Source organism: Pseudomonas sp. RIT-PI-q, from assembly GCF_001297125.1.
Taxonomy (GTDB): Bacteria; Pseudomonadota; Gammaproteobacteria; order Pseudomonadales; family Pseudomonadaceae; genus Aquipseudomonas.
In genome coordinates, this window is the sequence record NZ_LHPC01000051.1 from 36,714 (window position 1) to 61,769 (window position 25,056).

Sequence of the window (25,056 nt, forward strand, 5' to 3'; positions counted from 1 at the left end):
ATAAACTAATAGCCCTTCACCTTATTAACCAAAGAGTAACTGTAAAGTATCTCCAACAATGCAGAACTCACCAAAGCCAGGACCACCGAATAAACACTCCAGCTTATTGACAGGTACGCTATACAAAAAACATAAAATGAAACAACGGAGACGACCTGATTCCTCAACACGAAATCATAACGCTGGTGAGGAACGAATATAAAATAAATATGGCTCCCCACAATCAGGAAAGTCATAATATTGATACTTAGCAGAACGGATAGGTAATAGGCTTCTTGCATGTCATGTACTGACACTAACTTGACAACCCAATATCCGCCCACCACTACTGACAGCATGCAAAGTAGCCCTATAAAAACTTCAATTTTAATTATTTTATTGATAGTGTTTTTATGTGCTTTCTTTACCATCACAGGAAACAGTGCTGCATTTATATTTGAGGCTAACAAGCTTGGCACCGAAAATATTTTGTTCGCCAAGTCGTAAATGGCTACTTCTTTCATTCCAAACAACGAACCGATGATAATTTCTATACTTTTTTGCTTAAGTGTATTCGTGGCACTGGACCAAAAAAACGGCTGCACTTCAAACAACAGATCTTTCACCTTCACTATGGAAGGCCACTTAAGTGTCAAGCGAGAAATCTTTATTGCCATTCCGAACGCCAATACCGCCGAAAGCACATTGGTGGCGACGACGATAGCAGTATATATACCGACATCATCAACACTATTAATACAGAAATAAATAACCGGCAGCGACAACAACTTAGAAGAAAGTTGTATTATTGTAAGGATTTTCATTTTCTGCATACCGTGAAAATACCAAACCGGTAGAAAGATACAGGAAAGCGTATTAGCAAAGCACAGAACAAACAGCAGCCAGTTGCTTCTCATGAACGGTATATTCATGATCAGAACGAAAAACACTAGAACTGCGAACAACTCTAAATAAATTTTCGCCACTGTCACCGAAGACAGCAGCGAAGAATGTAGCTTATTATCATCCGGGCTTAACGATATTAATTTTGCAGCATGCATATCAAACCCAAAGTTAATAAACACTATGAAGTATGCAGCTATACTGGTGGCAAAAACATAAAGCCCGTAGTTTTCGACCCCTACCGTATTGATAACAAATGGGTAGATTAAGATATAAAAGAAAGAATTCACCACCTGCAAGATTGTCATGTGGGAATAATTACTTATAACCTTAACATTATCCTTGCAAATCTTTTTGAGCTGAGCCAAATTCAACAAACACCTCACAAAAGCTAAGAACCTATGCGTCACAGGTCCATCCCTGAGACCTTCAGCAATGGCTACAACTTTAAAACGCCCCTCCTAGAGGGAGCGTTGAGGTGCAAACTTCTCAAATAATAGAAAGCGAGCAAATGCCAAGAAAACTCCAATGGCAAAGCCAAATACCAAACCCAGCGCCAAAATCAGCATTTTTCGCGGCTTAATCGGTTGATCAGGCATTGCTACCACCCCATCCTGACGAAAAACAGCCACGCTAGCAGGATCGATATCTAGCGTACGATAAAACGACAAGCTCTCCTGCTTCGCACGCAGTTTTTCGATGAACGGATCATCTGTTTGCCTCTTTTGCAGGTTGTCGAGCTCAGCCTCAAGTGCTTTGCTACCGCGCATGTAAGTCAGGGAGCCGTCCATACCGGAAGAAACTTCAGCTGAAAGCTTGCCCGTTATTATCGGAGGCTTCTCTAACCCGATGGACCTGGCGACTAACAGCGCCTCATTGAGTCGAACCATCTGATCATCTCGGTCTTTACGCGAACTTGCCCGCAACATATCAATCTCGCGCTGCAGGTTGTTGGCTTTGACCGTAGCATCGGCTTTGTCATTATTGATCACCTCTTCCTTAGCCCTTTCACCTGCTTTGTGCGCATACTCGGTCACCCACTCAACTGCAGCTTTTGGATCCGCTACCATCGCGGTAATAGCGAAACGCGTCGGGTCGTCCTTGTTGGGCAGAGAAACAACCAATGACCGACTAAACCAATTAAATAAAGAGTTCTGCGGCCCTTTGCGCTGTTCCTCAGTCAAGGTTGGCAGAAACACAGTTTGAAAGAGTTCTAAGCGCAACGATTCAGATTGCAAATGTTTGCGGTAGACATCATAGACATCTTTAACGGTGAGTTCTGGCAGTTTGCTATCGCCTCCTCGCCCATAGTTAAAATTGGCAACATCATTCTGCGTGGGGGGCTGTACCAGGAATGTCGCTTCATAGATAGGTGTCGCTTTCCAAGCGTAGACGGCCGCTGCGAGGAAAACGATGGATGTGCAAAGCAAAATGAATAGCTTCTGCTTCCACACCCCTTTGAACAATTCAGTCAGATCAATCTCATCGCTCTCGATAAGATGTTCGCGCTCGTTAACCATTTATACCTTATTCCTTGAATCCAGCTTATTTTGCTCGTGACACTAACTCGACTACAGAGAATCAGGTATGGGTCCGCGCAAAAAAATGGACGAAACATTTTTGCCTGAGACCAAAAATCGCCAGAATACCAATGAATGCGCTAGTGCAGATCACCTCCCTGCACAGACGATATCGCGAGCTGTTAATGCCTAGAATATCTGATACTTACGTGCTGGCAAACCAGCTTTTATGATCTCTCGTCGACATTTGGGATCACTGGCAATCCATTGCACCTGTCGCGCACTTGATAAAAGCGCCAATGAGAATCAACCTCGAACAGGACACCGTGGAGGGATGAGTGGATACAGGTACGCTCGCGCACACCTGAAAATAGAGCAATACGCAAAAAAAAAATCTTTTGCATGCTATTTGGTGGTGTCGTTCAATCTCAACCGGAGCTTGTGACGGCTACGCGAAACGACCAATAACCCCATAGCTGGCCCGATAAGAAGACCGAGCAATAGTGCCCCTACCATCAACGCCGAAACCGGTAGTGCCGGGAAGGCAAACCCCAAGAACACCAAGCCAACGACCTGCTGATTCTCCAGGAAAAACACCAGAATGGCCGCCACCAGCAGTAGCAGCACAAGTATCAGCAACAGGCGATTGAACCTACGCACGCTCTTCCCCATGATGCTCGTTACCAAACTCGTCCTCATCCTCATTCACCCGATCTCGAAGTTCTTTACCCGGCTTGAAATGCGGTACGAACTTCCCGTCGAGGCTCACGGACTGACCGGTTTTAGGATTGCGGCCCACGCGCGGTGCGCGATAGTGCAGTGAGAAGCTGCCAAAACCACGGATCTCGATGCGATCACCGGTGGCCAGGCATTGGGACATTTGCTCGAGCATGGTCTTGATGGCCAGCTCCACATCCTTGGATGAGAGCAGCCCTTGATGGGTGACAATTCGTTCGATCAACTCCGACTTCGTCATATTTTTCCCTTCTTTTTCAAGCAGCTAGATCAGCGCTTCAAAGGTTTTAGCACGCCCGGATGAATTTGAACAGCCCGAGTTTCGACATATCTTTACCAGCCATGAGGCGCCCAATTCCAGCGCACGACAACACCGAACCTGCCCTTCGCACTCATCTACAGATAACCAACATGGTGCGTGTAAAATAGCCCGCAGGATTGAAGCCAAAGGGGAATTCATCCTCTTCTTTGGCATCATCGGACCTTGCCACGACCTTGTAACCTGCCGCCTTACACTCTTTTGCCGCTCGCTTGATACACCTGTCCCACCCCGATCCCAACCCCGAACAATCGACCTCTATGCCGCTGACACCACGCACCGCGTGAGTCTTCGCATTAGTGGTACACCCCGCCAGTGTCAGAATTGCTATTGCGACAATGAGCTTGTTCATTCACTTCCTTGGGTCGTGCGACCCGCTCGACGATCGTTCGTTTCAGACTAAAGACTAGCTGCAATTAAACGATTGATACGATTAAAGAAAGAGACAGCTCGCGGCGCCTATTGTTTCACCGGCATCCGTCGTAGCACTGGGCGATCGATAGAATCACCAAATCCCAGGCACAAAAAAGGGCGACCGAAGTCGCCCTTTTTCTATGGTCTGACAGAACTTAGTTCTGTTTTTCCATTTGTGCACGCAACAGGTCGCCCAGAGTGGTAGGACCAGCAGCTGGTTCCGAAGTCGCTGGCTTGTCGCGCAGGCTTTGGATTGCTTCTTTCTCGTCTTCAACGTCTTTCGACTTGATCGAGAGCTGGATTACGCGGCTCTTACGGTCAACGCTGATGATCTTGGCTTCTACTTCTTCGCCTTCTTTCAGAACGTTGCGCGCGTCTTCAACGCGGTCACGGCTGATTTCGGAGGCTTTCAGAGTCGCTTCGATATCGTCGGCCAGAGTGATGATGGCGCCTTTAGCGTCAACTTCTTTCACGATGCCTTTAACGATTGCGCCTTTGTCGTTCTCTTGAACGTACTCGGAGAACGGATCGCTTTCCAGTTGCTTGATACCCAGGGAGATACGCTCGCGCTCTGGGTCAACCGACAGGATAACGGTGTCCAGCTCGTCGCCCTTCTTGAAGCGGCGAACGGCTTCTTCGCCCACTTCGTTCCAGGAGATGTCGGACAGGTGAACCAGACCGTCGATGCCGCCGTCCAGACCAATGAAGATACCGAAATCGGTGATCGACTTGATGGTGCCGGAGATTTTATCGCCCTTGTTGAACTGGCCAGAGAAATCTTCCCATGGGTTAGATTTGCACTGCTTGATGCCGAGGGAGATACGACGACGCTCTTCGTCGATGTCCAGAACCATAACTTCCACTTCGTCGCCGACTTGTACGACTTTCGAAGGGTGGATGTTCTTGTTGGTCCAGTCCATTTCGGAAACGTGTACCAGGCCTTCAACGCCTTCTTCCAGCTCAGCGAAGCAGCCGTAGTCGGTCAGGTTGGTTACACGAGCGGTAACGCGAGTGCTTTCTGGGTAACGGGCTTTGATAGCAACCCATGGATCTTCGCCCAGTTGCTTGAGGCCCAGGGAAACACGATTGCGTTCGCGATCGTACTTCAGAACCTTGACATCGATCTCGTCGCCAACGTTGACGATTTCGGAAGGATGCTTGATACGCTTCCAAGCCATGTCGGTAATGTGCAGCAGGCCATCGACGCCACCCAGATCGACGAATGCGCCGTAATCGGTGAGGTTCTTGACGATACCTTTGACTTGTTGGCCTTCCTGCAGGGATTCCAGCAGAGCTTCACGCTCGGCGGAGTTCTCGGCTTCGAGGACGCTGCGACGGGAAACGACAACGTTGTTGCGTTTCTGGTCGAGTTTGATGACCTTGAATTCCAGCTCTTTGCCTTCCAGGTGCGTGGTGTCGCGCACTGGACGAACGTCAACCAGAGAACCTGGCAGGAACGCACGGATGCCGTTAACGTCGACTGTGAAGCCGCCTTTAACCTTACCGTTGATAACGCCCTTGACCACTTCTTCGGCTGCGAAGGCTGCTTCCAGAACAATCCAGCATTCAGCGCGCTTGGCTTTTTCACGGGACAGCTTGGTTTCACCAAAGCCGTCTTCAACCGAGTCCAGAGCAACGTGAACTTCGTCACCGACGTTGATAGTCAGTTCGCCAGCATCGTTGTAGAACTGCTCAAGCGGGATGAGTGCTTCAGACTTCAGGCCAGCGTGAACGGTTACCCAGCGAGCTTGGTAATCGATATCAACGATAACACCGGTGATGATGGAGCCTGCCTGAAGGTTCAGGGTTTTTAGGCTTTCTTCAAAGAGTTCCGCAAAGCTTTCGCTCATTTTAATTCCTGTTGAATAAGGGCGAAGGATACGCCCATCTCCACGTCCCAGACGACGTGGGTTATGTTCATTAGAAGAAGCACCGCAAGACTATGACTGGTCCCCTACGGTGTTTCTTGGTCACCCGGCGATATCGCGAATGGCGATCTCGCTCATGATGCGTTCCAGCACCTGGTCGATGGATAATTCCGTGGAATCCAGCTGTATGGCGTCAGCCGCCGGCTTGAGCGGGGCTACCGCTCGCTGGGTGTCACGCTCATCGCGTGCACGTATCTCATCTAGCAGACTCGACAGACTAACACCATCGACTTTGCCCTTCAACTGCAAGTATCGACGGCGCGCACGCTCCTCGGCACTGGCAGTGAGGAATATCTTCAGCGGCGCGTCCGGAAAAACCACCGTGCCCATGTCGCGACCATCGGCCACCAGGCCCGGCGGCTCCTGGAACGCCCGCTGGCGCTGCAGCAGCGCGTCGCGCACCGCCGGCAACGCGGCCACCTGGGAAGCCCAGGCACCCACTTGTTCGTTACGCAGATCGTCGGTGACATCGTCACCTTCGAGGATGATTCGCTGCGGATGACCTTCTGTCGCGCCGACGAACTGCACGTCCAGATGAGCGGCCAGCAGTTTCAACGATTCTTCATTGGTCAGATCGACGCCATGGTTACGCGCCGCGAACGCCAGCAGACGGTACAACGCACCGGAATCCAGCAGGCACCAACCGAGACGCTTGGCCAGAATCCCGGCAATAGTGCCCTTGCCCGACCCGCTTGGGCCGTCGATGGTAATGACCGGTGGCTTGATAATCACGACTGAGCCTCTTGGGCAACACGGATACCGACCTGCGCGCACAACGCGAGGAAGTTCGGGAACGACGTCGCGACGTTGGCGCAATCATGGATGCGGATTGGTGCAGTAGCGCGCAACGAGGCCACGCTGAAGGCCAGGGCAATCCGGTGATCGCCGTGACCGTGCACTTCGCCGCCGCCGATCTGGCCGCCGTCGATGATGATGCCGTCCGGGGTCGGTTCGCATTTGACGCCCAGTGCCAGCAAGCCATCGGCCATGACCTGGATACGGTCCGATTCCTTCCCGCGCAGTTCTTCGGCGCCGCGCAGGATGGTGCGCCCTTCGGCACACGCTGCGGCCACGAACAGCACCGGGAATTCGTCGATAGCCAGTGGAACCAGCGCTTCCGGAATCTCGATACCCTTGAGTTTAGCTGCACGTACGCGCAGGTCCGCTACCGGTTCGCCGCCGACTTCACGCTGGTTTTCCAGGGTAATGTCAGCGCCCATCAGGCGCAGGATGTCGATCACGCCGGTACGGGTCGGGTTGATGCCGACGTGTTCGAGCACCAGCTCCGAGCCTTCGGCGATCGAGGCGGCCACCAGGAAGAAGGCCGAAGACGAGATATCGCCCGGCACTTCAATGTGGGTCGCGGTCAGCTTGTGCCCGGACTCGACCGACGCGGTCGCGCCGTTGACAGTGACCGGGTAGCCGAAGCCTCGCAGCATGCGCTCGGTATGGTCACGGGTCGGAGCAGGCTCGGTGACGGTGGTCTTGCCTTCGGCGTACAGACCCGCCAGCAGCAGGCAGGACTTAACCTGTGCACTGGCCATCGGCATGGTGTAGGTCAGGCCTTTGAGTTTGTTGCCGCCACGAATGGTCATCGGTGGACGACCTTCGGCGGCGGTCTCGATCACAGCGCCCATTTCACGCAGCGGATTGGCCACGCGATTCATCGGACGCTTGGACAACGAAGCGTCGCCCGTCAGGGTGCTGTCGAAGTTCTGCGCAGCCAACAGGCCAGACAGCAGACGCATCGAAGTGCCGGAGTTGCCCAGGTAGATCGGGCCCGGCGCTGGCTTCAGGCCATGCAGGCCGACACCGTGAATGGTCACGCGACCATGGTGCGGGCCTTCGATCACGACGCCCATGTCACGGAACGCTTGCAGCGTCGCCAGGGCGTCTTCGCCCTCGAGGAAACCTTCGACTTCGGTGACGCCTTCGGCCAAAGAGCCAAGCATGATCGAACGGTGGGAAATCGATTTATCGCCCGGTACACGAATCCGCCCAGTCAGGCGGCCACCAGGTTGTGCCAGGAAAATCAGGTCGTTGGAGTTCATAGCGTCCACATAAGCCCGGCGGGCCAGGATTTTACTGAAATGTTCGCGGGCAACCCGGGCGCGAGTGAATACGCCCAACAATTGGTGCCCATCCCCTGCATCGACCGCGTCGCGCAAGGCGTCGAGGTCGCTGCGAAATGTATCGAGAGTGCGCAGGACAGCTTCGCGGGTGGCGAGGAAGATGTCGTGCCACATCACCGGGTCGCTTCCGGCGATTCTTGTGAAATCGCGGAAACCGCCCGCAGCGTAACGGAAGATCTCAAGATTTTCATTGCGCTTGGCCAACGAATCGACCAAACCGAATGCCAGCAAGTGCGGTAAATGGCTGGTCGCCGCCAGCACTTCGTCGTGACGCTCGACCTGCATGTGTTCGACATCGGCGCCCAATTCGCGCCACAACCGATCGACCACTGCCAAGGCTGCCGGATCGGTTTGATCCAGCGGCGTCAGAATCACTTTATGGCGACGGAACAGCTCGGCGTTGGAAGCTTCCACGCCGCTCTGCTCGGAACCGGCAATCGGATGCCCCGGCACGAAACGCGACGGCATACCGCCAAACGCTTCGGTCGCCGCACGCACCACATTGCCCTTGGCGCTGCCGACATCAGTCAGGATCGCTTGCCCCAGATTCATCCCGGCCAAGCGACCGAGCATTTTCTCCATGGCAAGGATCGGCACGGCCAGTTGAATCACGTCGGCGCCCTGGCAAGCAACGGCCAGGTCTTCTTCGCAGCGATCCACCACACCCAGCTCAACCGCCAGCTTGCGCGACTGCGGATCAAGATCGACCCCGACCACTTCGCGGCACAGGCCGCTCTCACGCAACCCCTTGGCAAACGAACCGCCGATCAACCCCAGACCGACCACCACCAGGCGACCGATCATAGGTGCAGCAGATTGCAGTGCAGTGACATCAACCACGAGCCAGGACCTTGGTCAGCGCCTCGAGGAAGCGGCTGTTTTCCGCTGGCAGACCGATGGTGATGCGCAGGTGATTCGGCAGACCGTAGTTGGCCACCGGACGCACGATCACGCCTTCGCGCAGCAAGCCCTGGAAGACCGGTGCCGCAACGCGACCCAGATCGACGCAGATGAAGTTGCCTTTGGACGGAATCCAGCTCAGCCCCAGCTCACGGAAACCCGCTTCCAGTTGCTGCATGCCGGATTCGTTCAGGCGACGGCCTTCTGCCAGGTACTCGGTATCCTGCAGTGCAGCGCAAGCAGCGGCTAGGGCCAGGCTGTTGACGTTGAACGGCTGGCGCACGCGGTTCAGCACATCGGCGCCCACGGCGGTGGACAAGCCGTAACCGACCCGCAACGCCGCCAGGCCATAGGCCTTGGAGAAGGGGCGCGAAACCAGCAGGTTCGGGTACGCCGCGAGATAGTCGAGACCATCCGGCAAGTCGCTGCCTTCGGCGTATTCGATGTAGGCCTCGTCCAGCACCACCAACACGTGCTCCGGGACGTCCTGGAGAAATTCGTCCAGGGCCTCGGCGTCGAACCAGGTGCCGGTCGGGTTGTTCGGGTTGGCAATAAACACCACACGGGTGTCGGCGTCGATCGCGGCCAGCATGGCAGGCAGATCGTGACCGTAGTCTTTGGCCGGGATCACTTTCGCCTGGGCGCCAACAGCCTGGGTCACGATCGGGTAGACCGCGAACGCATGCTCGCTGAACACCGCGTTAAGGCCCGGCGCCAGGTAGGCACGGGCTACCAGCTCCAGAATGTCGTTGGAACCGTTGCCCAACGTCACCTGATTCAGTTCGACGCGGCACCGCTCGGCCAGCAGGCTCTTGAGCGCAAAACCGTTGCCGTCCGGATAACGGGTCAGCTCGGCCAATGCATCACGAATGGCTGCCAGTGCCTTGGGGCTGGCGCCCAACGGGTTTTCGTTGCTCGCCAGCTTGATGATCTTGGCTGGATCGATACCCAGCTCGCGCGCCAGTTCGTCCACGGGTTTGCCCGGGACATAAGGCGAAAGTTGTTGCACGCCCGGCTGTGCCAGAGCGAGGAAGTCACCACTCATTTGCTACCCCTTAGAGAACTGCTTTCGGGTAGGAACCCAGCACTTTGAGTGCTACTGCTTCCTGACTGATCTTTTCCAGCACACCTTTTACCAGCGGATCGCGGTGGTGGCCGACGAAGTCGATGAAGAACACGTAGGTCCATTTGCCGCTGCGCGACGGACGGGTCTCGATCCGTGTCAGATCGATGCCGTTGTCGTGGAACGGCACCAGCAACTCGTGAAGCGCGCCAGGCTTGTTGCTCATGGAGACGATGATCGAAGTCTTGTCGTCGCCGGTCGGCGGCACTTCCTGGCTGCCGATCATCAGGAATCGCGTGGAGTTATCCGGGCGATCCTCGATTTTCTCGGCCAGACGGGTCAGCCCGTACAGGCCTGCAGCCATGTCGCCGGCAATCGCCGCCGAGTTCCACTCACCCTTGACCCGCTTCGCTGCTTCGGCGTTGCTGGACACCGCCACGCGCTCGACATTCGGGTAATGGGCATCCAGCCATTTACGGCACTGGGCCAGGGACTGGGCGTGGGAATAGATGCGGCTGATGCTGTCGGTCTTGGTGTTTTCACCGACCAACAGGTGGTGGTGAATCCGCAGCTCGACTTCGCCACAGATGACCATGTCGTGTTCGAGGAAGCTGTCGAGGGTGTGGTTGACCGCGCCCTCGGTGGAGTTTTCCACCGGGACCACGCCAAAGTTCACCGCACCGGCCGCCACTTCGCGGAACACTTCGTCGATCGCCGCCATCGGCTTGCTGATCACGGCATGGCCGAAGTGTTTCATGGCTGCTGCTTGAGTGAAGGTGCCTTCAGGGCCGAGGTAAGCCACTTTCAGCGGCTGCTCGAGGGCCAGGCACGAGGACATGATTTCGCGGAACAGCCGCGCCATCTCTTCGTTGCCCAGCGGCCCCTGGTTACGCTCCATCACGCGCTTGAGCACCTGAGCTTCACGCTCAGGACGATAGAACACCGGCACTTCGCCTTCGGCCAGCGAGGCCATCTTTACTCGCGCAACTTCCTGGGCGCAGCGTGCGCGCTCACTGATCAGCTCCAGGACTTTCTCGTCCAGGGCATCAATGCGCAGGCGCAGTGCCTTGAGTTCTTGCTCAGACATTAGCCGTGTTCCTTCTCGAACTCTGCCATGTACGAAACCAGTGCGTTGACCGCAACGATATCGACGGCGTTATAGATGGAGGCACGCATGCCGCCCACGGAACGGTGACCCTTGAGGTTCAACAGGCCACGTTCCTCGGCACCGGCCAGGAATGGTTTGTCGAGACGGTCGTCCGCCAGACGGAATGGCACGTTCATCCACGAGCGGTCCGACTTGTTGATCGGATTGGTGTACAGGCTACTGGCATCGATGAATTCGTACAGCGTGCGCTGTTTCACATCGTTGAGCTTGCCGATCGCTTCAACACCACCCTGCTCCTTCATCCACTCGAATACCAGACCCGAGAGATACCAGGCCAGGGTTGGCGGGGTGTTGTACATCGAGCCGTTATCGGCCGCGACCTTGTAGTTGAGCATGGTCGGGCACAGGGAACGGGCGTGGCCCAGCAGGTCTTCGCGAACGATGTTGACGACGATGCCGCTCGGGCCGATGTTTTTCTGGGCACCGGCGTAAATCATGCCGAAACGCGAAACATCCATCGGACGCGAGAGGATGTCCGAGGACATGTCGGCCACCAGCGGAACGTCACCGGTTTCCGGGACCCACTGAAATTCCAGACCGCCAATGGTTTCGTTCGGTGCGTAGTGAACGTAGGCCGCGTCTTTTGACAGGCTCCATTCGTTCTGACCGGGAATAGCGAAATAGTCGTAAGGCTTGGCGGTAGCGGCCACATTGACGTTGCCGTAGCGCGAAGCTTCTTCGATGGCTTTCTGCGACCAGATACCGGTGTCGATATAGTCGGCGGTGCCGCCTTCCGGCAACAGGTTCAGAGGGATCTGAGCAAATTGCTGGCTGGCGCCACCTTGCAGAAACAGCACTTTATAATTCGAGGGGATATCCAGCAGATCACGCAGATCCTGCTCGGCCTTGGTGGCGATGGACACGAACTCATCACTGCGATGGCTCATTTCCATGACCGACAGGCCCTTGCCGTGCCAGTCGAGGAGTTCACCCTGAGCGCGCTTCAGGACAGCTTCGGGAAGCGCCGCAGGACCGGCACAGAAGTTATAGGCTCTCTTGCTCACATCCAATCTCGCTCTGATTTGGTGGATCACGCTATCAATCTGTAGGAGCGAGCTTGCTCGCGAAAAACCCGAGGGCGCAAGGGTGCACCAGACGCCCCGCGTTATCGTTGACGACCATCGCGAGCAAGCTCGCTCCTACAGGGGTGTCATTATTTCCATAGGGACAAACAACAAGGGGGCGAATTTTCATCCGCCCCCTGCTTGCCCGCTTACTCCTGTGGCTCTTCGTCGGCGGCGGCGTCGAGTTGCTGGTCGTCGGCAACGTCGTCGATCACGACTTCACCGTCGAACACTGCACCCTCTTCACCTTCGAGCTCTTCACCTTCCAGCTCTTCGCTCTCGACTTCCGACGGCTCCTGAACCCGCTCCAGACCGACCAGTGTTTCATCGCTGGCGAGCTTGATCAGGGTCACGCCCTGGGTGTTACGACCCAGGCTGGAGACTTCGTCGACCCGTGTACGAACCAGAGTGCCCTGGTCGGAAATCAGCATGATCTCCTCGCCGTCGAGCACCTGGACCGCGCCGACCAGACGGCCGTTACGGTCGTTGCTGACCATGGCGATAACGCCCTGGCCGCCACGCTTGTACTCAGGGAATTCAGTGATCGCCGTCCGCTTGCCGAAACCACGAGCCGAAGCGGTGAGGATCTGGCTGCCTTCTTCCGGGATCAGCATGGAAATCAGCTTCTGGCCTTCCGGCAGACGCATGCCGCGAACACCACGAGCGGTACGGCCCATGGCGCGAACGTCGGTCTCCTTGAAGCGAGTCACCTTGCCACCGTCGGAGAACAGCATGACTTCGCGGCTGCCATCGGTAATGGAAGCAGAAATCAGCACATCGCCTTCATCCAGCTCCAGCGCGATCAGGCCGACGCTGCGTTGACGGCTGAAGGATTCCAGCGGGGTCTTCTTCACGGTGCCTTTGGCAGTCGCCATGAAGATGAAGTGACCTTCGGTGTACTCGTCGACCGGCAGCATGGTGGTGATGTATTCATCACTGTCCAGCGGCAGCAGGTTGACCAGCGGACGACCACGGGCAGCGCGGGACGCTTCCGGGATTTCGTAGGTTTTCAGCCAGTACACTTTGCCTTTGCTGGAGAACAGCAGCAGCGTGGTGTGGCTGTTGGCGACCAGCAGGTGAGCGATGTAGTCCTCATCCTTGACGCCGGTCGCCGATTTGCCTTTACCGCCACGACGCTGAGCCTGGTACGCAGCCAATGGCTGGGTCTTGGCATAGCCACCGTGGGAGATGGTCACGACGCGCTCTTCTTCCGGGATCATGTCACCCAGGGTCAGGTCGAGACGGGCATCGAGAATTTCGGTGCGGCGCACGTCGCCGTATTCGGCGCGGATCACTTCCAGTTCTTCGCGGATCACTTCCATCAGGCGCGTGGCGCTGCTGAGGATGCGGATCAGTTCGCCGATCTGGTTGAGGATCTCTTGATACTCGGCCAGCAGCTTCTCGTGTTCCAGACCGGTCAGGCGGTGCAGGCGCAGTTCCAGAATGGCTTGCGCCTGTTCTGGCGACAGGAAGTACTTGCCTTCGCGCAGGCCGTATTGCGGGTCCAGGGTCTCTGGACGGCACGAGTCGGCACCGGCGCGCTCAACCATCGCTACTACGGCGCTGGATTCCCATGCGGTCTTGATCAGCGCTTCCTTGGCTTCCGACGGGGTCGGCGAAGCCTTGATCAGGGCGATGACCGGGTCGATGTTCGACAGGGCAACCGCTTGACCTTCGAGGATGTGGCCACGCTCGCGCGCTTTACGCAGTTCGAACACGGTACGGCGGGTCACGACTTCGCGACGGTGACGAACGAAGGCTTCCAGCAGGTCCTTGAGGTTCAGGATCCGCGGACGGCCGTCGATCAGCGCAACGATGTTGATACCGAATACCGCTTGCAGCTGGGTCTGGGCGTAGAGGTTGTTGAGGATGACCTCAGGCACTTCGCCGCGACGCAGCTCGATCACGACGCGCATACCGTCCTTGTCGGACTCGTCGCGCAGTTCGGTGATGCCTTCGAGCTTCTTCTCTTTAACCAGCTCGGCGATCTTCTCGATCAGACGGGCCTTGTTCAGCTGGTAAGGGAGTTCGGTGATGACGATCTGCTGGCGGCCACCGACTTTGTCGATGTCCTCGATCATCGAGCGGGCGCGCATGTAAATGCGTCCGCGACCGGTGCGGTAGGCTTCGATGATGCCGGCGCGACCGTTGATGATCGCGGCGGTCGGGAAGTCCGGACCGGGGATGTATTGCATCAGCTCATCGATGGTCAACTCAGGGTTGTCGATGAGGGCCAGGCAACCGTCGATGACTTCACCGAGGGTGTGCGGCGGAATGTTGGTCGCCATGCCCACGGCAATACCGCTTGAGCCGTTGACCAGCAGGTTGGGAATACGGGTCGGCATGACCGCGGGGATCATTTCGGTGCCGTCGTAGTTCGGCACCCAGTCCACGGTTTCTTTGTGCAGGTCGGCCAGCAGCTCGTGCGCCAGCTTGGTCATGCGCACTTCGGTGTATCGCATGGCCGCGGCGTTGTCGCCGTCCACCGAACCGAAGTTGCCCTGACCGTCTACCAGCAGGTAGCGCAGCGAGAATGGCTGCGCCATCCGAACGATGGTGTCGTACACCGCGGTATCACCGTGAGGGTGATACTTACCGATCACGTCACCGACAACACGGGCAGATTTCTTGTACGGCTTGTTGAAGTCGTTGCCCAGCTCGCTCATCGCGAACAGCACACGCCGGTGCACGGGCTTCAAGCCATCGCGCGCATCCGGCAGTGCCCGCCCGACAATTACGCTCATCGCGTAGTCGAGGTAGGACTGCTTCAGCTCGTCTTCGATATTGACCGGGAGGATTTCTTTGGCCAGTTCGCCCATGAGAAGCCTGATTCCTTTTTCTGGTGAAACTTCGTCACATCCATATGGGACGAACGAAGCTCGCCGACGCAGGCTGACTGCCATGCACCGACTTACGACAAATCAACGAGTTATGCCATGGATCTGCGCAGTAAAGACAACCCCGCGGGACTGCCTCGGAAAACGCCGGATGTTATCACAAGAGCCGCCACGCACCTATCCCCCTGATGCGCATGGAGCATAGTTAGTTGACCGGTGACAGGCTGAAAGGGGACGAGAGAGGCTTAGAGCCGTGTTGATGCGGAATTCCGAGCCCATTCTGGCTGATTTGTTGAGCTTGGAGGCCTCATCGCGGGCAAGCCCGCTCCCACAGGGTTCTGTTGCGCTCACAAAAACTGTGGGAGCGGGCTTGCCCGCGATGGCTATTTGGCAGACACGAGAGATTTTTAATGCAGGCGCTTGCGGCACATCAACTGCGCCATTTTCGCGGTATCCGGGCGCTCGACGATGCCTTTCTCGGTGACGATCGCATCGATCAAGTCAGCCGGGGTCACGTCGAACACCGGGTTGAACGCATCAACATCTGCCCCGACCCGCTTGCCGCCGACTTCCAGCAACTCGCGACCATCACGCTCTTCAAGGGGAATGTCGTCGCCACTGGCCAGGTTCATGTCGATGGTCGAGCTCGGCGCCACCACCATGAAGCGCACGCCGTGATGCATGGCGTTCACCGCCAGCTGATAAGTACCGATCTTGTTGGCCACGTCACCATTCGCAGTGATCCGGTCGGCACCCACGATTACCCAGGTCACGCCTTTGGTTTTCATGATGTGCGCCGCGGCGGAGTCGGCATTGACGGTCACGGGAATGCCCTCGTTGGCCAGTTCCCAAGCAGTCAGCCGCGAGCCTTGCAGCCAAGGACGGGTTTCATCGGCGTAGACGCGCTCGACCATGCCCTCGATGAACGCCCCGCGAATCACCCCCAGCGCCGTACCAAAGCCGCCGGTGGCCAGTGCGCCAGTGTTGCAGTGAGTCAGGATCGCCTGGGCATTGCCCTGGTGCTTGCGGATCAGGTCGACGCCCAGCTGCGCCATGGTCAGATTGGCTTCGCGATCACTTTCATGAATGGCGATGGCCTCGGCTTCCAGCACGGCCAGCGGATCGGCGTGATGCTTGAGGCGCTCGAGACGGTCGCGCATGCGACCCAGGGCCCAGAACAGATTGACTGCAGTCGGTCGGGAGTCGGCCAGCAGGGCAAAATCCTCTTCCAGCGCCGCTTGCCAGTCACCGCCCTGGGCAAAGCGGGCGCGGGCAGCCAGCACCACGCCATACGCGGCACTGATGCCAATGGCCGGCGCGCCGCGCACGACCATCGAACGAATGGCTTCGGCCACGCCAGCGGCGCTGGTGTAGGCGATCCAGGTTTCCTCGAATGGCAAAATACGCTGATCCAGCAGGTACAGGGCGCCATCACGCCAATCGATGGCCTTCACTTTCTCCGCAGCCAACAGTCGATCGCGCATCCCTCACCCCGCACTCATGAACAAAAGCCGCCGATTATAGCGATCCCCCCGCGAAGACGCTCGGGTATACTTCGCCATCCTTTACAAAAGCACTGGAACCGACCTTCGATGCCGAACACTGCCGCTGCGCTCGACCTGTTATTGCTGCCGACCTGGCTAGTACCCGTCGAACCTGCTGGCGTTGTCCTCAAGGAGCACGCCCTCGGCATCCGTGACGGGCGCATCGTCTTTATCGGTCCGCGCGCGGCTGCGCTGAAGCTTAACGCAACTGAAGTCCGTGAATTGCCGGACATGCTGCTCAGCCCCGGCCTGATCAATGCCCACGGGCATGCGGCGATGACGCTGTTCCGCGGCTTGGCCGACGATTTGCCGCTGATGACCTGGCTGGAAAACCACATCTGGCCGGCCGAAGCCAAGTGGGTCGACGAAGCGTTTGTACGCGATGGCACCGATCTGGCGATCGCCGAACAGATCAAAGGTGGCATCACCTGCTTCTCTGACATGTATTTCTTCCCGAAGGTTGCCAGCGAGTGCGTGCATAACAGCGGCATTCGCGCGCAAATCGCCATTCCGATCCTCGACTTCCCGATCCCGGGCGCCAGCACGGCGGACGACGCCATTCGTCAGGGCGTCGAATTGTTCGGCGATCTCAAGCACCACGAGCGCATCAAAATCACCTTCGGCCCTCATGCACCCTACACCGTGGGCGACGAAAACCTCGAGAAAATCCGGGTCATCGCCGAGGAACTGGATGCCTCGATTCACATGCACGTGCATGAAACCGCTTTCGAAGTGCAGCAATCGGTCGAACAGCGTGGCGAGCGCCCATTGGCGCGCCTCGGCCGCCTGGGCTTGCTGGGGCCACGCTTTCAGGCCGTGCACATGACGCAGATCAGCGATGAAGACCTGGCACTGCTGGTAGAAAGTAACACCAACGTGATTCATTGCCCGGAGTCGAACCTGAAGCTGGCCAGCGGTTTCTGCCCGGTGGAGCGTCTGTGGCAGGCGGGCGTCAATGTGGCCGTCGGCACCGATGGCGCGGCCAGCAACAATGACCTCGACCTGCTCGGCGAAACCCGCACCGCCGCCCTGCTGGCCAAAGCCGTCGCCGGCTCGGCCACCGCACTGAACGCCCATAGCGCCCTGCGCATGGCCACGCTCAACGGCGCTCGCGCGCTGGGGATCGAGGCGGAAGTTGGTTCGCTGGAAGTCGGCAAAGCCGCAGACATCGTGGCGTTCGACCTTTCTGGCCTGGCGCAGCAACCGATCTACGACCCGGTTTCGCAGCTTATATACGCCACAGGCCGGGACTGCGTAAAACACCTTTGGGTCGCCGGCAAGCAACTGCTCGACGACCGTAGACTGACCCGCCTGGATGAAGAACAACTCTGCGCCACCGCCAAGGCCTGGGGCCAGCGCATCAGCGGCCACACCGAATCGTAAGCACCCTGGATTCAACACCGGGGCAACAGGATTTTTCAAGTTTTAGAGGACTTAAACCATGAGCAACGTCGACTACGCCGAAATCGCCAAATTCGAAGCCCTGGCCCATCGCTGGTGGGACCGCGAAAGCGAATTCAAACCGCTGCACGACATCAACCCGCTGCGGGTCAACTGGCTTGACGAACGGGTCAGTCTGGCCGGCAAGAAAGTCCTAGACGTCGGCTGCGGCGGCGGCATCCCCAGCGAAGCCATGGCCCAGCGCGGCGCGACCGTGATGGGCATCGACATGGGCGAAGCGCCGCTGGCGGTCGCGCAGTTGCATCAGCTGGAATCGGGCGTGAGCGTCGAATACCGGCAGATCACCGCCGAAGCCCTGGCCGAGGAAATGCCTGAGCAGTTCGACGTGGTCACGTGCCTGGAAATGCTCGAACACGTGCCGGACCCGTCCTCGGTGATCCGCGCCTGCTTCCGCATGGTCAAGCCCGGTGGCCAGGTGTTTTTCTCCACTATCAACCGCAATCCGAAGGCGTACCTGTTCGCCATCGTCGGCGCCGAATACATCATGAAGTTGCTGCCGCGCGGCACCCACGACTTCAAGAAATTCATCCGCCCTTCCGAGCTGGGCGCCTGGAGCCGCATGGCCGGCCTGACCGTCAAGGACATCATCGGGCTGACCTACAACCCGCTGACCAAGCACTACAAACTGGCGTCCGATGTCGACGTCAACTACATGATCCAGACCCTGCGCGAGGAGTAAGCCGATGCGTATCAGAGCAGTTCTTTTCGACATGGACGGCACTCTGCTCGACACCGCGCCGGACTTCATTGCGATCTGTCAGGCCATGCGCGCCGACCGTGGCTTGCCGCCGATGAACGACAAGCACATTCGCGACGAGATCTCCGGCGGCGCCAAGGCGATGGTCGCCGTGACGTTTTCCATGGACCCGCAATCCCCGGGCTTCGAGGAGCTGCGCCTGGAGTTCCTGGAGCGCTACCTGGTCGGTTGTGCGGTTCACAGCAAGCTGTTCGACGGCATGGGCGAGTTGTTGGCCGACATCGAGAAAGCCAACCTGATCTGGGGCGTGGTCACCAACAAGCCGCTGCGTTTCGCCGAGCCGATCATGCAGCAACTGGGCCTGGCCGAGCGCTCGGCGCTGTTGATCTGCCCGGATCATGTGAAGAACAGCAAACCGGATCCGGAACCGTTGATTCTGGCGTGCAAGATGCTCGACCTCGATCCGGCCAGCGTGTTGTTCGTGGGCGACGACCTGCGTGATATCGAGTCGGGGCGCGATGCCGGCACCAAGACGGCTGCCGTGACTTACGGGTACATTCACCCGGACGACAATCCTCGGCACTGGGGTGCGGACGTAGTGGTGGATCATCCGCTGGAGTTGCGCAAGGTGCTCGATAGCGCCCTTTGCAGCTGCTGAGTGCCGATTGCGGATTCTGGGAATGTGGCGTGAATGCTGACGCCATCGCGGACAAGCCCGCTCCCACAGGGATCAAAGGTGTTCACATGTTTTGTATCCACCAACAGAACCTGTGGGAGCGGGCTTGCCCGCGATGGCCGCGCCGCGATGTGTCTTCTGTTTTGTGAGGTTTTTTATGTTTGATTATTCCGCCCGCCCTGAATTGCTCAAGGACCGGGTCATCCTGGTCACCGGCGCCGGCCGTGGCATCGGCGCTGCCGCCGCGAAAACCTACGCCGCCCACGGTGCCACGGTTTTGTTGCTGGGCAAGACTGAAGCCAACCTGACTCAGGTCTACGACGAAATCGAAGCCGCCGGCCATCCACAACCGGCGGTGATTCCGTTCAACCTGGAAACTGCCCTGCCCCATCAATACGATGAGCTGGCGGCGATGATCGAAACCGAATTCGGCCACCTCGATGGCTTGCTGCACAACGCATCGATCATTGGGCCGCGCACGCCGATCGAGCAGTTGTCCGGTGAGAATTTCATGCGCGTCATGCACGTCAACGTCAACGCCATGTTCATGCTCACCAGTACCTTGCTGCCGCTGCTCAAGCTGTCTCAGGACGCCTCGGTGGTGTTCACTTCCAGCAGCGTCGGTCGCAAGGGCCGTGCGTATTGGGGCGCTTACGGTGTCTCCAAGTTCGCCACCGAAGGCTTGATGCAAACCCTCGCCGACGAAGTCGACACCGTTGCCCCCGTGCGCTCCAACAGCATCAACCCAGGCGCCACTCGCACCAGCATGCGTGCCCAGGCGTACCCGGGTGAAAACCCGCTGAACAACCCGACGCCCGAAGAGATCATGCCGGTCTACCTCTACCTGATGGGGCCGGACAGCACTGGCATCAACGGCCAGGCTTTCAACGCGCAGTAACGCCCGCGCGTCGCTTTTGTGCCGTGACGAATTCCCGTCGCGGCATGCAAAAAACGTTGTAACTACTGCAGTTCAAGTCAAACAAATGACATCGAATTTTCTGCCATTTCGTCTCAACATATCCACAAGGTTGATTTAGAACGGTTTTTTATCCAATTGAACCGATGGCACGACTTTCGCTCTACATCTGCTCAGACACGCCGTGTGAAAGCAGATGGTGCAGCGCCTGAGTCGATTGGTTACTAATCTTCCGAAAAGCGGATTAGACTTGTACGAAATGTCCTACGGGACTGACGGACCAGTATGACGCGCAGCCCAAAGCCGCTCTCACCCAGCTTGTAAGACAGCCTTACTGCTTAGGGGCGCATGCCATATGAAATCACCTTCCCAGACCAACGCAATTGACTTTGATAGTGCCAAATTGCAACGCCTGGGCTTTGGTCAGCAGCCCGCCCCTCTGGAGAGGCCCATCAGTCTTGCGCAATTGCGTCAGCAACTGAGCCTGCAGCTGCAAACCAGTCTTGAGCCACAACGCATCCTCGGGCTGTTCTTCCGTGAAATTCAGAAACTTGTACCGCTAGACGCCTTGAGCTACCAGCACACGTCCAGTGACTTGCGCCTTGAGCTCGGCCTGCGCGGCCGTCATTCGATCAGCTACAGCCTCAGCCACGAAGGCGAGCATCTGGGTGAGTTGGTGTTCCGCCGCAATCAGCGTTTCAGCGAGAAGGAACAGGGCAACCTCGAGTCGCTGCTGTCCGCCTTGCTGTACCCGATGCGCAATGCCCTGCTCTACCGCGCCGCCACCCAAAGCGCATTACGCGACCCGCTAACGAGCACGGGCAACCGCATCGCCATGGATCAGACCCTGCAACGGGAAATCGACATGTCGCGCCGGCACCTGCAGCCCTTGTCGCTGCTAATGCTGGACATCGATCACTTCAAACACATCAACGACAACCACGGTCACAGCGCCGGCGATGATGTGCTCAAGGCGGTTGCAGCCTCGATCAAAAACCAGTTGCGCAACGTCGACATGGTCTTCCGGTTTGGTGGCGAAGAGTTTCTGATCCTGTTGTCCAACACCAGCCGGGAAGCGGCGGCCATGGTCGGCGAACGCCTGCGGTTTGCGGCGCAGACTGAGGAATATTCGGCCGATGGCCAATCGATCGGCCTGACGGTCAGCCTGGGCTGCTCGACCCTGTTGCCGGGCGAATCTGCAGAAAGCCTGTTGCGCCGGGCGGATAGCGCGCTGTATGTGGCCAAGCGCGAAGGGCGTAACCGGTTGGCGATGGCGGGCTGATCCTTGCGCCACAACTCAAAACAAATGTGGGAGCGAGCCTGCTCGCGAATGTGATCTACCCTTCAACGATGATGTTGACTGATAGTCCGCTTTCGCGAGCAGGCTCGCTCCCACAGTTTTATTGCGTGCTCTTCAGATCAGCTTTCAGCCAGCTCCATCCGCTCACGGGCTACCGGTGTTCTTTCGCCGTGTTCCAGTTGCATGCAGCGCTCCAGGAACAAGAACATGTAGTCGTAGCTCTTGCAGACTGCCTGGCGCAATTCCACTTGCAGGGACTTACTCGGGTTCATACCCGCCAGCGTGCAGATGATTTCCAGGGCTTCCCACGGGTGGGCATCGTCATATTGGGCGTGCATCTTCAACCACTTCATGGCCCGCTTGCGATCTTCTTCCGGGAACGATGCCGCGTAGACGCCACTGGAACAGACCAGCGCCGACCACTCCCCGGTCGCACCTTCAATGGCGTAGTTGGTGGCGGCAATCGCCACGATCAGCGAATCCGCCGAACTGGTGTGCCAGCACCAGTGGCTCAAGGCGTGAAGTTCAGGGGCAACCTGTTGCGCTTGCAGATCGTCCAGGCTGACACCGTGAGCACGGCTCCAGTGCACCCAGTAATCGGCGTGGTTCAATTCGACACGAATGTTGCGCATCAGCCAGCGGCGCGCCATGTCCTCGCCGGGATGGCGGGCAAAGCGGGTCTTGGTCAGGTTTTGTGCCATATATAACGCGAACTGTTCGACCACCGGCCAGCCACCAATCAGGTACTGGCGCATGGTTTTTGCGCTGAGTTTGTTATCACGCATACGCTGATACAGCTCGTGTTCGACAACCCGGCGCTTGCTCTCGCTGCAATCCTGGATCAGGCGCTGAGCCCAGGCGGGATAACTTGCAGCTTCCATGAGTGGTCCGGTTCGGTTGAATGTGTCGATCACTGTCGGGCTCCTTTTGATTGTGATTGTAAGGATCAGCAAGAGATTTCAACGGAACGTGCCAGGCGCCTTGAACAACAAAGGCTGAGGCCGGGCGGGACGACTTTGTAAACTGTCGCAGGTAAACAAATGCGGGCGTTCAATAACATACCCTTGAGCGTAATCGACCCCGATCTCCAGCAATGCCTGCTCGATCTGGGGTGTTTCTACAAACTCGGCAATCGTACGTTTACCCATTACATGGCCGATGTGATTGATCACTTCGACCATGGCGCGGTTAATCGGGTCGTCCAGCATATCCTTTACGAAACTCCCGTCGATCTTCAGGAAGTCTACAGGCAAATGTTTCAGGTAGGCGAACGAGGACATTCCGGCACAAAAATCGTCCAGAGAAAAATGGCATCCCAAGCCTTTGAGTTCATTGATAAATCTGATTGCACTTCCGAGATTTGAAATCGCGCTGGTTTCAGTAATTTCAAAACAAATCATTTCCGGCGGTATGGAATAAGCAACAAATTGTTCACGCAAGAAGTCCAGAAATGCCTCATCGCCGATGGTCGTGCCTGACAGATTTATCGCACACATCGCCAACGGCCCTTTGCGCTTTTCAGCAATACATTGAGCGATGATCTTGAACACGTTCTCGACAACCCAGCGGTCAAGAGACGTCATCAAACCATAACGTTCAGCAGCCGGAATAAAACTGTCGGGCAGAATCATGCGTCCGGCTTCGTCGTGCAGGCGCAAAAGGATTTCGATATGCCCACCGCCCTTCTCGGTATGGCCCAGGGGCGCGATTTCCTGGGAGTACAGACAGAAGCGGTTTTCCTCCAGCGCAATGTGTAAGCGCTGCACCCACGCCATCTCGCCGAAGCGCAGTGACAGTTCCGAATCGTCGGCGTGATAGACCTGAACGCGGTTGCGGCCCTTTTCCTTGGCCATGTAGCACGCCATGTCGGCCGCACGCAGCGAGGCTTCGAGGGTGGTCGGGTTCTGAGTGACATGCACCAGCCCGATACTCACGGTGGTCACGAACGGTCGACCTTTCCACACGAAGTGCAGGTTCTGCACGGTCTGGCGCAGGCTCTCGGCGATCTTCTCCGCCGACTCCGGTGCACAGTTCTCCAGCAGGATGCCGAACTCATCGCCGCCCAGCCGGGCCAGGGTATCGCCTTCGCGCAAACCCGATTGCAGCAACGCGCAGATATGCCGCAGCAACTCGTCACCCGCCGCGTGACCGCAGGTGTCGTTGACCAGTTTGAACTGGTCCAGATCGAGGAACATCAGGGCATGGCGCCCCGAATGTCGCGTCAGGTTATGCAGTGCCTGTTCCAGGCGATATTCGAACTCGCGGCGGTTGGCCAGTCCGGTCAAGGCATCATGGGTTGCCTGCCACGACAGATTGGCGATGTATTGGCGCTCCTGGGTCATGTCGTGCAGCACCAGCACGGTGCCGCTGACTTTGCCGGCATTGCGGATCGGCGCACCGACCAGGGTCACCGACACCGTGCTGCCGTCCAGGCGCTGGATCAACTTGGAATGCTCGCTGCCACCGCTGAGTTGACCACTCAAAATGTGCTCGATCAGCGTAAATCCATCGGCCTGGGCGTTCTCGTCCAGCAGATTGAACAACGCCGCCAACGGCAGCCCCGTGGCCTGTTCAGCCTTCCAGTGGGTCAACGCCTCGGCCGCCGGGTTCATGTAGGCAATCGCGCCGGCGACATCCGTGGTAATCACCCCATCACCAATCGACTGCAAGGTGATCTGCGCCCGGTCTTTCTCCAGTTGCAGGGCTTCGGCGAACGCATGGCGCTGCTTGAGCAATTTGTGCGTGCGCATCAAGGCCAACGCAATCAAGCCCAGCGCGGTGGCGAGGTTGGTCACCAACAGCAGGCGCAGGATGACGCGGGAGCCTTCGCCCAAGGCATCGCTGAACGCTTTGGCCGCCGGACTCACGCCATCGTTGATGGCAAATATCTGCTCCCTCCAGCGCTTGACGTCGGCCTCGGAGGCCTGGCTCGCGGCGATGTGCTGATGCATCTCCTGCGCAACATTGTCGAGTTGCACCAGGTACGCGTCGCCCACTGTCCAGCGGTCGATGGCTTTTTCGAGGTAACTGAAGTGCCGGAAATTGAGGTACAGCCAGATCAGGCTGGAAACGTCATCCGGGTGGTTGCCGCCCTTGAGGATGGCCAGTCGTGCCGCCTCGATATTGGGTGGCTGCTGATCCAGGGCCACGCGCAATTCATGGCCGCCCTGAGGCACGGAAATGGCGTTCTGGTATTTGACAAAAATCGATTCGTCGCGGCTGTCGGCGTACAGATTGAGGTAATAGATGGCGTCTTTCTGGCCCTTGGACCACAGGCTTTCACCGGCGACGTAGCCGCGGACCGCCGACAGAACGTACAGGCTGACGCCGCCCAGCAGGGCCTGAAATAACACAACGGCGATGAATGGCCAGACGATGCCCAACAACCGTGGCGTTCCGAGAGTCCGCGTTTGATTCATGAGGTCCCTTGTTTTAGCACTGCTCGATCGTCGTCCGGACAAGATCGCTACCGCTAGACTAGGTGGCGATTCCGCTCCCGG

General features: G+C 57.5%; 20 protein-coding genes. 5 read left to right on the forward strand and 15 right to left on the reverse strand.

The window, feature by feature from the left end:
* Positions 1–5: 5 nt before the first annotated feature.
* The 13 genes from AEQ67_RS26850 to mtnA all read right to left on the reverse strand — a co-directional run bounded on the left by AEQ67_RS26850 (position 6) and on the right by mtnA (position 16,446).
* Complete coding sequence (locus AEQ67_RS26850) at positions 6–1,190, reverse strand: oligosaccharide flippase family protein (RefSeq protein WP_059406796.1); 1,185 nt, start codon at positions 1,188–1,190, stop codon at positions 6–8.
* Between the two features lie 153 nt (positions 1,191–1,343).
* Positions 1,344–2,402: an LPS O-antigen chain length determinant protein WzzB gene (locus AEQ67_RS26855; RefSeq protein ID WP_059406797.1), complete on the reverse strand. Its 1,059-nt coding sequence runs from the start codon at positions 2,400–2,402 to the stop codon at positions 1,344–1,346.
* 405 nt (positions 2,403–2,807) lie between these two features.
* Positions 2,808–3,062: a lipopolysaccharide assembly protein LapA domain-containing protein gene (locus AEQ67_RS26860; RefSeq protein ID WP_059406943.1), complete on the reverse strand. Its 255-nt coding sequence runs from the start codon at positions 3,060–3,062 to the stop codon at positions 2,808–2,810.
* Positions 3,055–3,378, reverse strand: a complete 324-nt coding sequence (ihfB, locus tag AEQ67_RS26865; protein ID WP_059406798.1) for an integration host factor subunit beta — start codon at positions 3,376–3,378, stop codon at positions 3,055–3,057. The genes AEQ67_RS26860 and ihfB overlap by 8 nt, the downstream gene beginning before the upstream one ends.
* 151 nt (positions 3,379–3,529) lie before the next feature.
* Positions 3,530–3,808 carry a hypothetical protein gene (locus AEQ67_RS26870; RefSeq protein ID WP_059406799.1) on the reverse strand — a complete coding sequence of 93 codons (279 nt, stop codon included), beginning with the start codon at positions 3,806–3,808 and terminating at the stop codon, positions 3,530–3,532.
* Between the two features lie 217 nt (positions 3,809–4,025).
* Positions 4,026–5,720, reverse strand: a complete 1,695-nt coding sequence (gene rpsA / locus AEQ67_RS26875) for a 30S ribosomal protein S1 (RefSeq protein ID WP_059406800.1) — start codon at positions 5,718–5,720, stop codon at positions 4,026–4,028.
* A 120-nt stretch (positions 5,721–5,840) separates the two neighbouring features.
* Positions 5,841–6,530, reverse strand: a complete 690-nt coding sequence (gene cmk, locus AEQ67_RS26880; protein WP_059406801.1) for a (d)CMP kinase — start codon at positions 6,528–6,530, stop codon at positions 5,841–5,843.
* Positions 6,527–8,734, reverse strand: a complete 2,208-nt coding sequence (locus AEQ67_RS26885; RefSeq protein WP_059406802.1) for a bifunctional prephenate dehydrogenase/3-phosphoshikimate 1-carboxyvinyltransferase — start codon at positions 8,732–8,734, stop codon at positions 6,527–6,529. The genes cmk and AEQ67_RS26885 overlap by 4 nt, the downstream gene beginning before the upstream one ends.
* A gap of 28 nt (positions 8,735–8,762) precedes the next feature.
* Positions 8,763–9,875 carry a histidinol-phosphate transaminase gene (hisC, locus tag AEQ67_RS26890; RefSeq protein WP_059406803.1) on the reverse strand — a complete coding sequence of 371 codons (1,113 nt, stop codon included), beginning with the start codon at positions 9,873–9,875 and terminating at the stop codon, positions 8,763–8,765.
* Positions 9,876–9,885: 10 nt separating this feature from the next.
* Complete coding sequence (gene pheA, locus AEQ67_RS26895; protein ID WP_007899727.1) at positions 9,886–10,980, reverse strand: prephenate dehydratase; 1,095 nt, start codon at positions 10,978–10,980, stop codon at positions 9,886–9,888.
* Complete coding sequence (gene serC / locus AEQ67_RS26900) at positions 10,980–12,065, reverse strand: 3-phosphoserine/phosphohydroxythreonine transaminase (RefSeq protein WP_059406804.1); 1,086 nt, start codon at positions 12,063–12,065, stop codon at positions 10,980–10,982. The genes pheA and serC overlap by 1 nt, the downstream gene beginning before the upstream one ends.
* Positions 12,066–12,274: 209 nt before the next feature.
* Positions 12,275–14,944: a DNA gyrase subunit A gene (gene gyrA, locus AEQ67_RS26905; protein WP_059406805.1), complete on the reverse strand. Its 2,670-nt coding sequence runs from the start codon at positions 14,942–14,944 to the stop codon at positions 12,275–12,277.
* Between the two features lie 425 nt (positions 14,945–15,369).
* On the reverse strand, positions 15,370–16,446 hold the full coding sequence (mtnA, locus tag AEQ67_RS26910) for an S-methyl-5-thioribose-1-phosphate isomerase (protein WP_059406806.1): 1,077 nt from the start codon (positions 16,444–16,446) through the stop codon (positions 15,370–15,372).
* Positions 16,447–16,554: 108 nt separating this feature from the next.
* On the opposite strand from mtnA, the gene AEQ67_RS26915 reads away from it, so the two are divergent.
* The 5 genes from AEQ67_RS26915 to AEQ67_RS26935 all read left to right on the forward strand — a co-directional run bounded on the left by AEQ67_RS26915 (position 16,555) and on the right by AEQ67_RS26935 (position 21,538).
* Positions 16,555–17,889 (forward strand): TRZ/ATZ family hydrolase, encoded by a 1,335-nt coding sequence (locus AEQ67_RS26915; RefSeq protein WP_059406807.1) that lies wholly within the window; start codon positions 16,555–16,557, stop codon positions 17,887–17,889.
* 58 nt (positions 17,890–17,947) lie between these two features.
* Entirely contained in the window at positions 17,948–18,646 is a 699-nt protein-coding gene (gene ubiG / locus AEQ67_RS26920; RefSeq protein WP_059406808.1) for a bifunctional 2-polyprenyl-6-hydroxyphenol methylase/3-demethylubiquinol 3-O-methyltransferase UbiG, read from the forward strand.
* 4 nt (positions 18,647–18,650) lie between these two features.
* Positions 18,651–19,322, forward strand: a complete 672-nt coding sequence (mupP, locus tag AEQ67_RS26925) for an N-acetylmuramic acid 6-phosphate phosphatase MupP (RefSeq protein ID WP_059406809.1) — start codon at positions 18,651–18,653, stop codon at positions 19,320–19,322.
* Positions 19,323–19,497: 175 nt separating this feature from the next.
* Positions 19,498–20,238 (forward strand): YciK family oxidoreductase, encoded by a 741-nt coding sequence (locus tag AEQ67_RS26930; protein ID WP_007899713.1) that lies wholly within the window; start codon positions 19,498–19,500, stop codon positions 20,236–20,238.
* A gap of 373 nt (positions 20,239–20,611) precedes the next feature.
* Positions 20,612–21,538 carry a GGDEF domain-containing protein gene (locus tag AEQ67_RS26935; RefSeq protein WP_059406810.1) on the forward strand — a complete coding sequence of 309 codons (927 nt, stop codon included), beginning with the start codon at positions 20,612–20,614 and terminating at the stop codon, positions 21,536–21,538.
* A gap of 137 nt (positions 21,539–21,675) precedes the next feature.
* Here the strand turns inward: AEQ67_RS26935 and AEQ67_RS26940 are convergent, their stop codons facing one another.
* Both AEQ67_RS26940 and AEQ67_RS26945 read right to left on the reverse strand, forming a co-directional pair.
* Positions 21,676–22,437, reverse strand: coding sequence for a TenA family transcriptional regulator (locus AEQ67_RS26940; RefSeq protein ID WP_442965677.1), 762 nt, complete (start codon positions 22,435–22,437; stop codon positions 21,676–21,678).
* 78 nt (positions 22,438–22,515) lie between these two features.
* Entirely contained in the window at positions 22,516–24,975 is a 2,460-nt protein-coding gene (locus AEQ67_RS26945) for an EAL domain-containing protein (RefSeq protein ID WP_059406812.1), read from the reverse strand.
* Positions 24,976–25,056: the final 81 nt, after the last annotated feature.